The sequence below is a fragment of the Enterococcus quebecensis genome (assembly GCF_001730365.1).
In the GTDB taxonomy this organism is placed as follows: domain Bacteria; phylum Bacillota; class Bacilli; order Lactobacillales; family Enterococcaceae; genus Enterococcus_L; species Enterococcus_L quebecensis.
Window position 1 is genome coordinate 86,226 of record NZ_MIKB01000015.1, and the last position, 14,023, is coordinate 100,248.

Annotated in this window: 16 protein-coding genes; 5 read left to right on the forward strand and 11 right to left on the reverse strand. The window is 35.9% G+C overall.

Annotation, left to right across the window (positions count from 1 at the left end; all coding sequences use genetic code 11):
* Position 1: 1 nt before the first annotated feature.
* The 4 genes from cas7c to BCR23_RS10105 are packed head-to-tail and all read right to left on the reverse strand — an operon-like array spanning position 2 to position 5,996.
* A complete protein-coding gene (gene cas7c / locus BCR23_RS10090; protein WP_069635376.1) occupies positions 2-865 on the reverse strand; it encodes a type I-C CRISPR-associated protein Cas7/Csd2 in 864 nt (287 codons plus the stop codon).
* Positions 866-868: 3 nt separating this feature from the next.
* On the reverse strand, positions 869-2,791 hold the full coding sequence (gene cas8c / locus BCR23_RS10095; protein WP_069635377.1) for a type I-C CRISPR-associated protein Cas8c/Csd1: 1,923 nt from the start codon (positions 2,789-2,791) through the stop codon (positions 869-871).
* Entirely contained in the window at positions 2,791-3,522 is a 732-nt protein-coding gene (gene cas5c, locus BCR23_RS10100) for a type I-C CRISPR-associated protein Cas5c (protein ID WP_069635378.1), read from the reverse strand. Before cas5c ends, cas8c begins: the two co-directional genes overlap by 1 nt.
* Positions 3,523-3,566: 44 nt before the next feature.
* Complete coding sequence (locus BCR23_RS10105; RefSeq protein WP_069635379.1) at positions 3,567-5,996, reverse strand: CRISPR-associated helicase/endonuclease Cas3; 2,430 nt, start codon at positions 5,994-5,996, stop codon at positions 3,567-3,569.
* 97 nt (positions 5,997-6,093) lie between these two features.
* On the opposite strand from BCR23_RS10105, the gene BCR23_RS10110 reads away from it, so the two are divergent.
* Positions 6,094-6,309 carry a hypothetical protein gene (locus BCR23_RS10110; protein ID WP_141706733.1) on the forward strand — a complete coding sequence of 72 codons (216 nt, stop codon included), beginning with the start codon at positions 6,094-6,096 and terminating at the stop codon, positions 6,307-6,309.
* Between the two features lie 217 nt (positions 6,310-6,526).
* Here the strand turns inward: BCR23_RS10110 and BCR23_RS14635 are convergent, their stop codons facing one another.
* On the reverse strand, positions 6,527-6,619 hold the full coding sequence (locus BCR23_RS14635; protein WP_071870065.1) for a type I toxin-antitoxin system Fst family toxin: 93 nt from the start codon (positions 6,617-6,619) through the stop codon (positions 6,527-6,529).
* A gap of 927 nt (positions 6,620-7,546) precedes the next feature.
* On the opposite strand from BCR23_RS14635, the gene BCR23_RS10115 reads away from it, so the two are divergent.
* Together BCR23_RS10115 and BCR23_RS15025 are read left to right on the forward strand one after the other, a co-directional pair.
* Complete coding sequence (locus tag BCR23_RS10115; RefSeq protein WP_069635381.1) at positions 7,547-7,819, forward strand: hypothetical protein; 273 nt, start codon at positions 7,547-7,549, stop codon at positions 7,817-7,819.
* Positions 7,820-8,031: 212 nt separating this feature from the next.
* On the forward strand, positions 8,032-8,184 hold the full coding sequence (locus BCR23_RS15025; RefSeq protein ID WP_420809726.1) for a hypothetical protein: 153 nt from the start codon (positions 8,032-8,034) through the stop codon (positions 8,182-8,184).
* A gap of 88 nt (positions 8,185-8,272) precedes the next feature.
* Here BCR23_RS15025 and BCR23_RS10120 read toward each other — a convergent pair whose 3' ends face one another.
* From BCR23_RS10120 to BCR23_RS10140, 5 genes are all read right to left on the reverse strand, one after another.
* A complete protein-coding gene (locus BCR23_RS10120) occupies positions 8,273-8,548 on the reverse strand; it encodes a type II toxin-antitoxin system RelE family toxin (RefSeq protein ID WP_069635382.1) in 276 nt (91 codons plus the stop codon).
* Complete coding sequence (gene relB, locus BCR23_RS10125) at positions 8,545-8,766, reverse strand: type II toxin-antitoxin system RelB family antitoxin (protein ID WP_069635383.1); 222 nt, start codon at positions 8,764-8,766, stop codon at positions 8,545-8,547. The genes BCR23_RS10120 and relB overlap by 4 nt, the downstream gene beginning before the upstream one ends.
* 291 nt (positions 8,767-9,057) lie before the next feature.
* Positions 9,058-9,675, reverse strand: a complete 618-nt coding sequence (locus BCR23_RS10130) for a type 1 glutamine amidotransferase family protein (RefSeq protein WP_069635384.1) — start codon at positions 9,673-9,675, stop codon at positions 9,058-9,060.
* A 59-nt stretch (positions 9,676-9,734) separates the two neighbouring features.
* Positions 9,735-10,673, reverse strand: coding sequence for a helix-turn-helix transcriptional regulator (locus BCR23_RS10135; protein ID WP_069635385.1), 939 nt, complete (start codon positions 10,671-10,673; stop codon positions 9,735-9,737).
* Between the two features lie 170 nt (positions 10,674-10,843).
* A complete protein-coding gene (locus tag BCR23_RS10140) occupies positions 10,844-11,500 on the reverse strand; it encodes a Crp/Fnr family transcriptional regulator (protein WP_069635386.1) in 657 nt (218 codons plus the stop codon).
* A gap of 257 nt (positions 11,501-11,757) precedes the next feature.
* Between BCR23_RS10140 and BCR23_RS10145 the strand changes: the two genes are divergently transcribed.
* Both BCR23_RS10145 and BCR23_RS14750 read left to right on the forward strand, forming a co-directional pair.
* Entirely contained in the window at positions 11,758-12,942 is a 1,185-nt protein-coding gene (locus BCR23_RS10145) for an MFS transporter (protein WP_069635387.1), read from the forward strand.
* Positions 12,943-12,963: 21 nt separating this feature from the next.
* Positions 12,964-13,131, forward strand: a complete 168-nt coding sequence (locus BCR23_RS14750) for a hypothetical protein (protein ID WP_167352169.1) — start codon at positions 12,964-12,966, stop codon at positions 13,129-13,131.
* A gap of 59 nt (positions 13,132-13,190) precedes the next feature.
* On the opposite strand, the gene BCR23_RS10150 is transcribed toward BCR23_RS14750, so the two are convergent.
* Positions 13,191-14,012 (reverse strand): MetQ/NlpA family ABC transporter substrate-binding protein, encoded by an 822-nt coding sequence (locus tag BCR23_RS10150; protein WP_069635388.1) that lies wholly within the window; start codon positions 14,010-14,012, stop codon positions 13,191-13,193.
* Between the last annotated feature and the right edge of the window lie 11 nt (positions 14,013-14,023).

The following is a 14,023-nucleotide window of genomic DNA, read 5'->3' on the forward strand; positions in this document are numbered from 1 at the left end:
ACTATAGCCCTTCGATGACTGTTAACTCGATTCCTTCTAATGATTCAACTGTCACTTTATAATCATCAAATGATTTTGCACGATCTACTTCTGGAATTTTTTCGATTTTTACAGAGCGGTGCACTTTAGCGGATGATGCTTTCCCCATTTTGCTGGGGTGTTCCCACCAGTATACTTTTTCTACAGCCATGCTGCCGTCTGGACGAGCAGATGATGCATCGTTTTCGAAAAGAGTCGTTAAAGCTTCTTTGATTTTTTCTGCGTCCTCTTCAGTAAAACCAGTTTTTTCGGCGAGTTGGACGTTGATACTGCCGTTGAAGACGTAGACACCGAAGTCAACGAAATGTTTGGTTCCCATGGTGTCAGAGCTTTTTCCACCGCCCTCACTGACTGAATTGACACTTTTCGTGATTTGCATGGTGTTAATGTCGATTGGTTCAAGGCTTACTGCAGTTTGGATGGAAACTGGACCACGAACACCTACAGAAAGCTCCAGTCCTTTAAACGCAAATACTTGTCCAAAACTACGGGTATCGATCCAAGTCTCACAAGCCACTTCACTGAATCGGTTAACGTCTGCTTTCTTTTTATCTGCAGCAATTTTATTTAATTCTTCAACTGAATCTACGCGATCTTTCAAACTTTTAAGTCCGTCATCTGCTCGATCATCAGACTGAACAAAAATTCTTTCTCCCATATCTTGTAGTCGATTACGAATTTTACGTTTAATTGCTACATCTGATATTTCGCCGAAACCGTCGAAGTTTTGACGTGGTCGGTTCCCGTTTAATGGATCGCCGTTTGGATTTGCATTTGTTACTGATGTGATTACCTTAAAGTCGATTTTGTGTGTTAAAACTGTCATGATTTATTCCTCCGTTTTCTCTTCTATTTTTTTCTTTAACTCTGCCCGTTGGCTGTAATATCCTAATAAATATTTTCCATCTAATGCTTTATCTGTATATTGTTCAAGTTCAAAAGAAGCACCGACCTCATCTAATAGTTTTTGGTAGTAACTTCCTTTTCCTCTTAATCTCGCTTGATACGGAATCAAATTTTCTTGAATGATCTTCCACGTTTTTAATGGATGATTACTAAATGCATTCATGTAACGAATAGCATTTGTACTTCTATTAATTCCTGCTTTATATAAAGCGCGTTCTTCCAGAACATCAGCCACTGCCAACATTCTTCCAAATAAATAATTACGATCCGTTTCATTTTTATCTAATGCCACATTTTTTTCCTCCTTTTTAAAATTAAAGTGCTTTTTCATTACAGCACACGCAATACTTAGTGTTTTTTCCCATTCCCATTTTTCCATGCTTACAGGATTTGATGCTCGTTGCAAGAGATTTCTAACAAGATTGATTGGAATCATTTTGCTGTCTACAACACAAGGAAATAGTTCTTGGATTGTATTTTTTATTAAAGTGTCACTAGCTCGTGCACCAAAAGCTGCTTCAGCGATATCTCTAAGTGACGGAGCGCCCCAAAATGTGTAGCGTTGTTTATTTTTACTACCATACGTATGACGCCAGAAACAAGTTTGATGCCACTCTTCAATTCGAGCAAAGTATTGCTCTTTTTCAAACGAACGGTAGTACAAAATCCCCATTCTTCCAGGAGTAGCAGCATCTAAAATCATAATATAAATCGGCTCATGGTAAGAAAGCTTTACGCTATAACCATTCAAAGCTTTCTTAAATAATTCAGAAAACTGTTGATGCGTTGTATCTGGATTTAGTAGTATTTCTGCTTCTTCATCTTTTGCAAAAATAGCATCAAAATCAAGAAAATCAGCACTTGATTCTTCTGGATTAGGCACCTCTGTTTCTTTCCTTCCCCAAGTTAAGAAAACTCGTCCATCCAAAATAAATGCTTGTTTGCCAATCAGCCACTTTAAAGCATTATGCCCTTTTTGAGAGACTTCATAACTAATTGATGCGACTTGATTTTTATCTGTAAAACGACCTTTATACGTGAAATTTGTAGAATCATTTCCCGAGATCAATTTCGCCATATCTCCACCATAGCGTACTTTTGAAGGATGATTTTCTGTTAGAGGTAACATTTCTCCAGTCACATAATCCAGTCCTTCATTCGTCAGCTCGTTTGTATAATAGGCGACAAATGAGTCAATTACTTCTGAATCTCCCCAGAGTGGGCGTTTTCCTGTCCCCTGTTCTTGAACAGCAAATCTAACAAAAGAGGTTGCTTGTTCTCCAACTACTACACTAAATAAAGGTGGCTTCTCCCCAAGTTCTGCTTCTAGTTCCTTTGACCATTTGGGGATAAGTTGATGATCCTTCTCAAACATTACATTTTCTTGTACTAAATCTTCAATCAGTGTTCCTTTTTCTAAATACCTTAAAACACTTTTAACAACTGACTGGGAATAATCTGATTCGCACCATGCCTGCAAATTTTCTATATACATCTGATAAGAATTTTTTCCAGCTTTATTCTTTTTATATACACCACCATATTTTTCAAAATCTCCTGCAACATAGACTAAGTTATCATGGATTAAATGGGGTGCAGACGTTGAGCCAGATCTTCCTGCAGACTCAATCGTTACTGGAATCATAGTTTGTGCCTCTTCTTTCGGCACTACATTTGCTGAATCAAATTCACCGTCTGGCGTTATCGTTACTTCGATTTGAGCATTTTGATAAGCATGTGCAATTGGTAAAAGAACGATTTCTTTTCCAGAAGATGTTCGTTGAACTTTCCCTACTTGATCAGCATTTTCTTTGTAAGTTTCATATAAGTCATTTAACCAACTCATCATTCAACCTCCTGTTCCAAGGTATTAAACAATTGATCGACAGTTTCTATCGCTGAAGGTTCAAATATTTTTGCTTGCATCGTTCTAAGCGGTCGAACTAAAGTACATTCCTCTGGACGTGGAAACTTAATAATTCCTTTTTCCATAATCGGACGCCATAAACGAACAGCTAGTTCGTCTTTTCCTGTTTCATCTGGATAAGATAACCCGTGCACCATCGTGCCAAAATGTAACTCCCCTTCATAATTGTCATAGTCACCTTTTGTCGCACCAAAATCAACAGGTTCCACATATCCTTGACATTCTCTGGTTCCAAGAAAAATATCTCTTCTTCCGCCAGCTTTGATTGACCGTTTTAAAATTTGATAATGCTTATCTTCATTCCAATCCCCTTTTAAATCAGGACGATGTTGATTAAACTCAAAGTGGACTTTCACTTCATAAACAGGCTTTTTCAAATACGTATAATACGCCAAATCACTAGCGCTACTATCGTTGTATTTCATTGGTCGCATGCCTTTTGATTCCATTTGAATCGAGTTCATCACGCGAACTTCATCAATGTAGTACACAATTGATGGTTTCCAATAAATGCTTTCTGTGATTCCTTTTAGTGCTTGATAGGTGGGAACTTGGTAGGTCATTTTTTCACCACCCATTTTTGTCAAAGGATCTGTAAAAAGAGCGTATTCACCTTCAACTCTAAATGAAATCTGATTTTTATATCTCATAGTTGCTTCCTCCTTTATGATCAAACTCTTGAAGTTAGATAACATTAAAACCCTAAATAACCACTCGCCGCTTCTGCTTCTATATCTATTCCAAACTTCAAATCATATGCATTACTGGTAAGAGCCAAAATATCTCCATTCAACAATGGATAAATTCCGCCACTTGCTTGAAGTTCCATCAATTCATGCTGGAAGATATTGACCATATATTGTTGTGCTTTTTTCAACGTTGGCGCATACGCTTCTGGTCTTAACTCACCATTTAAATCCGCAATCAATTCATTCCCATATTCATATGGAACAAGCACCGATGTTGTTGGACTATCGATAACTTGAAAATACTTCCCCACTGTTTTAGGACTGCTTCTAAATACTAAGATAGGAGCAGAACCATGTGTTCGTTTATAATGTTCCAGCGCATTAGCACCTTCTCCTAATAAACTAAATAGTTCGAGCGATGTTTTTTTAACGGGATAGTTTAATTCATTCTTAAAACAATCATAATAACGATCAAAATACCGTTTTTGAACATCATGAGAAAGTAATTCATCTTGTTCGAGTTCACTGTTTTCTTTAAGAATATTTAGCGAAATTCCTTGTCCCTTTTTAATTTCTGGCAAATGAGTTAGATTTTCAAGGTCTGTTGAAAGATTGACTAGGTAGACTGGCTGCTGTGCGGTTTCCCCATGTCTATTGCAACGCCCTGCGGCTTGAGCAATTGAATCCAAGCCAGCTACTGAACGAATCACGGATTGAAAACTGATATCCACGCCAGCCTCAATTAATTGAGTTGTAATACAAATTAGTTTTGTTTCGCTACTTTTTAGTTTCTCGCGTAGCTCATCCAACAAATTTTTTCGATGTTTGGCACACATCGAGGTACTCAAATGATATAATTCAATCCCTTCTAATTGTTGCTCTTCCAAATATTGATATAAACTACGAACAGCTTTTTTGGTATTTAAAATAATCAACAAATTTTCTTTCTCTGATAAAATGTCTTGACTGAAATCGGCTAATGCTTCAAGCTTCCATGGTTCATTCGTTGTCCGATCAATGATTTCTACTCGTTTAAACTGGGATTCTACTTCTGATAAATTCGAAACCATTTCGCCATCGGAGTCTTTGGTTAACGCTCGTCCAACATTCTCCAAAGATGGTTGAGTTGCTGTACACAGAACACTCGTTGTCGCACCGAATTTTTTTAAGAAGTTCAAACTTTCATTAAATAAATGCGTACAATTCGTTGGAACACCTTGAGCTTCATCAAAAATAATCACAGCATTCGTTAAATTATGAAAACGACGTGGATTTCTAGTTCCTCGACTGTAAATAGTGTTTAGAAACTGCACCATCGTTGTGAAAATTACAGGACTTTCCCAATTGTCTTTCATTAATGCTTGTTTTTGCTCTAACGCTTCTTTTTCTGCTTCTGATTCTTCGGATTTCCTTGCTGTCATCTCTTCCTGATCTGTAAAAACATTGGAATGATGCTCTAGAATATTTCCTCCATCTTTTAAAATCTCCCGTACTGTCGCAGCGTTCTGTTCGATAATTGTTGTGAACGGTACGACATAAATAACACGCTCTTTTCTATGTTTGATAGCGTGATTCAAGGCAAATCGTAAACTGGCCAACGTTTTCCCGCCTCCAGTGGGAATCGAAAGGGTGTAAATCCCTGTGTCTCTTTTAGCAAAAGCTTTGCATTGATCTGACATCTGCCCACGAAGTTGATTAATTGGTGTGTCAGCGGTAAATGTTGAAATGTATTCTTCCAGAGTTTCACCGTAAGATTTCAGTAAGGCTTGATTTTCATGTGCTATAAATTGTTTATCTTCTTCAAATAACATCGTATTTGTTCGGTCAGCATCTAGTAAGCAACTATAGATGAATTTTAAAAGGAAAAATGTATCATTTTGTTTGACTCTATTTTTTCCATTTGATTGATAAAACCCTTTCAATTCAACTATTGCTTCTGACAACAATAGTTGAAATTGTTCTTCTGACATTACTTCTTCAAAAAAACGAATTTTAATCTGTTCATAGTCCACAACCTCTATTTCAGCTACTCGCCTAAGATAATCAGAAGTTGCTTCTCCTTCTGGTGTAAAAAAATCTTGCAGCCCTCGACTGCTGTGATGAGAAATAATCGCATTCCCTACCAGTTCAGCAAAAATATATGAAAATGGATCACGACTATTTTTGTGGCAATAATCAAAAAGAAGCTTCCCACCCGCAGATGAATGATCCACGCTACCACGTATCACACTTTTCGGATCATCAACAGCTTTTCGCAAATATTCTTGGAATTCGTTGGAATACTTCCCTAAATCATGAAGTAAACCTGCTATATAGCTAACTTTTCTTAATCCAATTTTTGCGCCCCACTCACCACTCAATACGGCACATTCTAGTAAATGATCTTTTAAGAGTTGCTTTTCTCCATCTGATTTCCTCACATGTGCGATATACATACTTAAACTCCTTAATTGATTTCTAAATGTCTTAAATAAATTATACCATTTATAAAAAAAAGAACTATCTAAAATTTTGGATAGTTGGATTAATTTTTTGATTGATAGAGAAAAAAGTAACAGAATTGGAGCGATAAATATATTATTCGAAAGAGCAAATGTAGAAGGTAACTCTACGAGTACAGTTTTTTCTACTCGTATTGAAAATAAAAATGAATTAACCAACAAATCAATGATTGACGACCCTTTTTCTGATGGTTACGAAGGCGAATTTTATGAACCCGACGAGTGGCCAGAATTAACATTTGATTAAAATAGAATATTTTCATAATAAATACATTCTTAGATAAATAAAGTTCACTGCCTTAGGTTATTCAACTTTACTTTTTTGGTATCTATACGAAAGAAAAACTTGACTCCACCTTTCTTTTCATGTATCTTATAAGTAGAAAATAACGAGCATGTAGATACACCAAAGACCCCATCACTTTCGAGGAGTGATGGGGTCTATTTTGGCTTTCAGCCGCTTTCTAGTCCTGCCGATTATCAAGCCAATGTTTGAATAGTCCTAAGACTACTCCAACAATAATCGGACCAATGATTGTGGAAAATAAAACGAGCATGTCGAAACACCTCCTTTATGCGATTAGTATCGCCATCGCAAAAGAGAAAGCGACCACTTTTAGCATAGCAAAGGTTTTGTTTCTTGCTAGCTTTTCTTCATAATTAATTCTGCTTTTGTCAAATTTGTCCTATTCTTAAAACTATTTTGACCATTTTCATTAATTTTTACTTCGCAGAAAAAAATAGCCATTTCAAAAATTTTTTGTTATTTTTCTTTATATATAAGGGAGCATGATTTCGATGTTATTTAATACCGTTCCACAAAAAAACTCATTGTGAACCAGCCACTCTTTATGTATAATAAAACGCATAGGATAGAAATAACTAACATTAAAAATAAATAAATTGGCTCTTCGTGGTCTGGCGCCAACCAAACCAGAAGCCTTGTTTAAACAGCAGTATCTGTAAAACAACTTTGCCAATAGCGTAAGGATAAATCTATTTTTTGTTGTACACTCATTACAGTGACAACATTTTTTATAGCCTCTTTATCTTGCCTATTTGTAGACGATTACAGGTCACCTGTGGATCGTCTTTTTTATTTCTATCCTATAAATTTTGAGAAAAGAAGAAATTTCAGGGGAACAACTTTCATTTAGTTCACATTGTACTTTTCATCATCTGCTCTGCCTTATTGTCAGTCGCAGTGATTCAAAGCAAAAAGGCACTTCATTGTTCGGCGCCAACCGTTCAATGAAGCCCTGAATAGAAAGCAGTATCTCTCTATCCAAGTTGCCCATTTGCCAGTACCGTAGTACCAGCTTCTTTATTGTACCTAATTCTTGTAAGAATTTCTAGACACTTTTACAATTTTTCTCTGGATGCTCAAAGAAGTTTCCTGCATACTAGCATAATTCAACGATAGAGATGGACAGCTTTAACATTTTTCTTTTGCTCCACATACTAAAGAGAAAAGGAGAATTACCATGAAAAATTCCATCATCTGCATCAAAACTGTCCCTTATCAAGAGATTCTAAACCTTCGAGATTCACTCGAGCGTTTAGAATCTTGGAAAGAACCGCTAGAAGTTTTGGAAAAGTATTTTACCAATTCAACTACGCCAATCAATAAAAAACAAGTAGTCAAACAATACTACGCTAGTGCAAAATTGTTTGAAACATTTCATAAAGATTATGCGCTTTTGATAAACGAGTCTCAAAAACAATTAGCCAGTATTACACAAAATCAAAAGATCTAATCAAAAAATAAAAGGAAATAACTTTTGCGTATTTAGATATTGCAGGAGATAAATTGAAAAATCTAACGTTTTCCTGTAACATAAAAGCTTTTAAAAATGTAATTATTAGTAATTACACGACATAATAGAAAAAAGGAGGTCATCTTATGGATACTGTAAAAGCATGAAAACAGGGAACTGCAATCATAGTTACCTTATCAAGTAAGTTCGCCATAAAAGAAGGTCAGGAGTTCTTTTCCTACAAAGACAGTGAAGGCATTATTTCTCTCATACCAAAAGTTGGTGACTACTTTGCTAATGCTAAACCAGGTGAGTTTACCGATAGTGATGACCATTTAGCAACTAATTCTCCCTACAGGAACTGAGCTGGATGATTAAACAAAGAGACATTTTCTCTTTTTAAAACAAACGAAAGACTTAGAAGTTAGTCACCCTCTTCTAAGTCTTTTTCTATTATTTATATACATCTTTCCTATGTCCAATTGTTACAACAAGAATCGTAATTGTCCCATCGTCTATATCCGCAATAATACGATAGTCTCCAATTCGGTAGCGCCATTGACCACTTTTATTTCCGACCAAGCCTTTTCCAATAGTTCTGGGATTTTCAATGCCTTCCAGATATTTATCAATCCATGAAAGAATTAATTTTGCTTGAAATCGATCCATCTTTTTTAATACTTTTTGTGCTTCTTTTTCATACCGAACAACATACTTTTTTACTGTCATAAACCAAGTTCCTTCATCATTTCAGCATGAGAAATACTTTCATCTTTCATTTGATGCTCTTTCATCAATTTATTATAGGTTTCCAAATCAATTTGATCTTCTAAACTCTCCAAAATTTTAGTCCTAGCAAGCTCAGATAAGGATAACCCATTAAAATCAGCCATTTTTTGCATGAACTCTTTTTCATCCTCAGATAGTCTGAATGTCACAGTACTCATTTCGTCCCCTCCTTTTGTATACAAATGTCTTACAAACATTGTAACACATTTGTACACAACTCTCAATTTTACCATCCCTTCATTTTGGATTGTTTATACCTAGTTTTTCAATTCTCAATCACATAATCAATCTCAATAACCAAAGTATCGCCATCTAAAAAATACTTGTCAGTTCCTTGAATCCCTGAAAGTTCTTTCGTTCCTGTTTTCTCTTTTATCACTAATTCATTTTATGGATGTTCTGTAGGGAATTTCTCTAGTAGCTCTTCATCCCATGAAACAAGCTCCAACCTACTTTTTCCCATCACCTAAACTTCTAAGGTCTTGTTTTAGCGCTTCATAATACCCTAATTTAAAAAAGTTATACCATTGCGCAACTTCTTTCTCCGACATTGCTTGAAGTGCCAACAAAATTTCTCTAGCAAACTCTAAATACCCAGTCCCATTGGCTGTAATCAAGTTATTTGCTCTTATTGCTTGGGTTTCTACAAAGTGATTTCCGCCAGTATAGCGATCACCAGCATATTCCTTTAAGTCCTGCAATTGATTGCTCGTGTGTTTACTATCATTTAATAAACCTAAACTGCCCAGATAAACAGTTGCATCACAAATCGCAGCGATCACGGCACCTTGCTGTTCTGCTTTCTCCACTAAAGCTGTAACTGCTTCTGCTTTGTTCGTTCGCCAAGACTTTCCACCGATTAAAATCAATGCGCCAAAGTCTTTTTGACACGCTTCAGCTAGCGTATAATCCGGCAATGTGGAAAAACCGCCCATTGAATGAATGGCTTGCTTTTCATTTGAAACAGTTTTAACTGTGAATCCCTCTTCCTGATTCAGTACAGCGGCAATTGAGGCCGCTTCCCAATCTGCATATTCTTCTAACAACACAAAAAACACTTCTGTCATATTTTATTCCTCCTTATCCATTGGAATTTATCATACAACAGAAGTGTGACAACTGATTGTCAGCTTTCATAAAGAAAATACATTTGTTCAATTTTCTCTTTGACTGCGTCAACGAGTATGGGCGGCTCAATGACTCTCACCTTGTCCTGAAAACGTAAAATGAAATCAACAGTTTTCTCCTGATTGATCAGTGGAAATACGATTGTTCCAACAGCTGTGTGTTCTTCTTGTTCCTTAAAAAATTCTGCACCAAATTTGTCGATCAAGGATAATTTATCCTTTGGCTCATACGTTAAAACAACTTGCTGAACTTCCGATGAAACCGTTGAATCCAGACCATCTAATCTAGATTCAATAGTCAATTTTATATCTTCTAGGGGTCTAAGTTCAAATCCCTCATCTAACAAATCATAGGTTTGAATCCTTGTTAGTTTAAACAACCGAAACGCTTTTCTTTTTAAGCAAAAAGCATAAAGATACCAGTAGGAAGCTTTAAAAACAAGTTTGTATGGTTCTACTTTGCGCTTTGAATACCCCTTCTTGGAATGATACTGAATAATAATGATCTGTTGAGTTGCTATTGCTTGTCGTAGATCGTTTAGTTTATTTTTGCCTTTGTTTGGTGTATACCAAGAAGATAGATCAATTAACAAATCACTTTGTGGTTGTTGTATTTTCGTGTTTGGTGCAATTTTTGCCAGTAAGGGGCTGATGTCAGTAAATGGTGAGATACTTTGAATCGCTGAAAGCCCAGTCAAGATAGTTGAAATATCTTCTGTTGAAAAAATATGCTTATTCACTTTGTACCCTTCAACTACGCCATAACCACCATTAACTCCTGAATAAGAAATAATCGGAATTCCAGCCAAGTTCAAGGTTTCAATATCACGGTAAATGGTTCGTTTAGACACTTCCAGCCGTTCAGCCAAACCTTTGGCAGTCATTCGGTCATTTGCCGCTAACAAATTTACCAAACTCAATAAGCGATCAATTTTCATTTTTTCTCCTTTTCACGACATTCTATGTATAAAAAAAGGAACCCATTTGCCAACCGCCATCGAGTCCTTTTTTCTTGTCTTTTATATCATTATTATACTGTGTAGTTGGTTATAACACAATTCAATCTCTTAGATCAAACACACCACAATAAGAACGTATATCCGTTCCTCTACAAAATAATATTATCCTTCAATAGATCCATATCTGTAATTATGATTTTTCGATCTTGAATCTTAATTGCGCCTAAATCCTTTAACTGCTGCATCATCCGATTGACACTACTGGCCGAAGTGATTCCACAAAAATGAGCAATCTCTTCGTTCGTTACGACAAAATCAATTAATAGCCCATCTTTGATCTGCACGCCAAACGTATCGTACAACTCATAAATCTGCGTACAAACAGCGCCAAATTTACCATTCATCAACATTTGCTGCATCTTCTTCATCGAATACATCAAACGAACGCGATAATAATCTTTCACGTACATCTGCAACTCTTTACTCTTATTGATATCTTTCCAAAACTGAACTCGATCAATCTGATATAATTCGGCTTGTTCTGACTCAATCCGAATGTTGAACGGTGCGTCAATAAACTGAGAATATTCATCCCTTAACAAAGAAACGATCTCCAAACTATTAATATATCTCAAATTAAACTCTCGTCCATCGGGAGAGATTACACTGGTTTTGATCGTGCCGCTCTTCAAAATATACGCATAACGATCCTGTAATCCTTCGTATGTAAGATACGTTCTTTTTTTCTTGACTACTATAGGAAATGAGTGTTTATCTAAGTACTCTTGTAATACATGACTGTCCATTGATTGGCTCCTCACCGTTTTTTGTAAATTTTCTGCAAAAATAAATACTAGTCTTATTTAAAAGGATAACACATCCAAAAACAATAACAAATGTATATGACTTTTGTTGTGTTTTTTTGTTAATAACTTTTTTTAAAAACAAATCCGCATTTTTTTTAGTGACTTTTTTCGTATAGTATCTATACAACTGGCTTTCAGAAAAGATTTGTAAATTACAATTTAAGCTTATTATACTAAGAAAGAAGGATCTCTTTACAATGACGGAACATTCTGAGGAAAAATTATTTAACAAAGGCTTTATCAGTATTACTTTAATCAATTTTGTGGTGTATCTCGTATACTACTTATTGATGGTGATCATTGCAGTAATTGCGCAAGATACCTTGCATGCGTCTTTAGGTCAAGCAGGTCTTGCCTCTGGGATTTATATTATCGGTACTTTATTTGCTCGTTTATTTATGGGGAAACTGTTGGAGTTGCTAGGGAGAAAAGCTGTTTTAAGGTACGGTGCCTTATTTTATCTCATCACAACGATTGCTTATCTCTATATTCCAAGTATCGGCATTCTTTACCTTGTTCGCTTACTAAACGGGTTTGGATACGGGACTGTCTCAACAGCAACGAATGCGATCGTGACCGCTTATATCCCTAAGTCAAAGCATGGCGAAGGTATCAATTATTATGGGTTAAGTACAAGTTTGGCAGCAGCTATCGGCCCATTTATTGGGATGGTTCTACTAAGTACAACAAGTTTTTATTTTATTATTTTGTTTTCAATCGTTCTTATTTTACTTACAACGATTGCTTGTTTTATGTTTCCTGTAAAAAATATTCAATTGAGTGCAGAACACAAAGCTAGTTTGTCTCGTTGGACGTTTGATAGTTTCATTGAAAAGAAAGTGCTATTTATTTCCTTTATTGCCTTTTTAATGGGTCTTTCTTATTCAAGTGTTTTATCTTTTCTTTCCTCTTATGCCAAAGTAATTGATCTTGTTAGCGCTAGTTCATTTTTCTTTGTGGTTTATGCCTTGGTGATTACAGCGACTCGACCAATGTCTGGCAGAATTTTCGATGCTCGTGGTGAAAATGCGGTGATGTATCCTAGCTTTCTTTTTCTAACAGCTGGTTTATTGTTACTAAGCGTAACGACGAGCAGTTGGATGCTATTTATTTCTGGAGGATTGATTGGACTTGGTTATGGAACCTTTATGTCAAACGGCCAAGCAATTTGCTTAAAAGCTAGCCCAACGAGTCATCGAATTGGTATTGCTTTGTCTACTTACTTTATTGGTTTAGATCTTGGTTTAGGCGTCGGGCCTTATGTTTTGGGAGAGTTACATACTTTCCTTTCATTCCAAGGATTATATTTCGTTGCTGGATTGATTCCAGTAATCTGCACAATACTTTACGCTTTATTTTATCAATCAAAGACACCTAAATAAAACAATAAAAGGAGAGTTATGATGAATACAGAAGAACGCATGCTTGAAGTCCTACAACAAACTTTAGCAAAAATAGAAGAATTAAATATCCGTTTGGGGCAGATTGAAATAGATCTCACTTCCAAAGATCGTTCGGATCATTATACAAGAGTAATAGAAGCTGTAGAAAACAACAATATTATGGGGTAGATACCTTGCAAAAAAAGCCGCACTTGCAGTCCTTGCATTTGGCGGCTTTTTTACAATTTCTAAAACGCTGGTGTTAACGTCTCGCTATATTTAGTTTCTAGCAATTCTCTGACTTTGTCACTTGTCATTGCTTTTTTCAAGGCTTTGATTTTGTCTGAATCTTTATTGTCTTCTCTAGCCACCAAACTAATTGCAAAACGATCATCCACTTTTTTCTCTAATAAGATCGCATCTTTTGGTGTTAAACCAATTTTGGCAATATATGTTGGATAATTGTATACCATAGCAATATCTTTTTCGTTATAGGCTTCTGCTAAATTCAATAAATCAACTGATACCCACTTAAAATCTTTAGGATTCTCCACGATATCTTTGATCGTACCATTAAAGCCTACGCCCTCTTTTAGTTTAATCAAACCAGCATCATCCAAGATTGCTAGTGCACGCCCTTCATTTGAGACATCACTTGGCAAGGCAATTTTTGCACCATTTGGAAGATCTTTAATGTCTTTATAATTCTTAGAATAAAAGCCGACTTTAGCGTTGTAAATTTTTTGTACAACGACTAGATTGCCCTTTTTTTCTTCATTGAACTTTTGCATAAATGGTTCATGTTGAGCAAAGTTTGCATCGATTTCTTTTGCATTCAACAGCTCATTGTATTGAATATTATCATTGACTTGAACCAATTCAACTTTATACCCGTCTTCGATATTTTTCCCCGCCAATTCAACGACTTCGACAGTTGAAGGAATGTGAGAGGCCACTTTTATTACTTTATCTTCCTTTTTAGCTGTATCTGCCTTACCTTTTTGTCCACTGCATCCTGCAACCACTAACCCCGCCACCACTAACATACCGATCAATACGTTCTTTTTCATGTTTTTTTGCT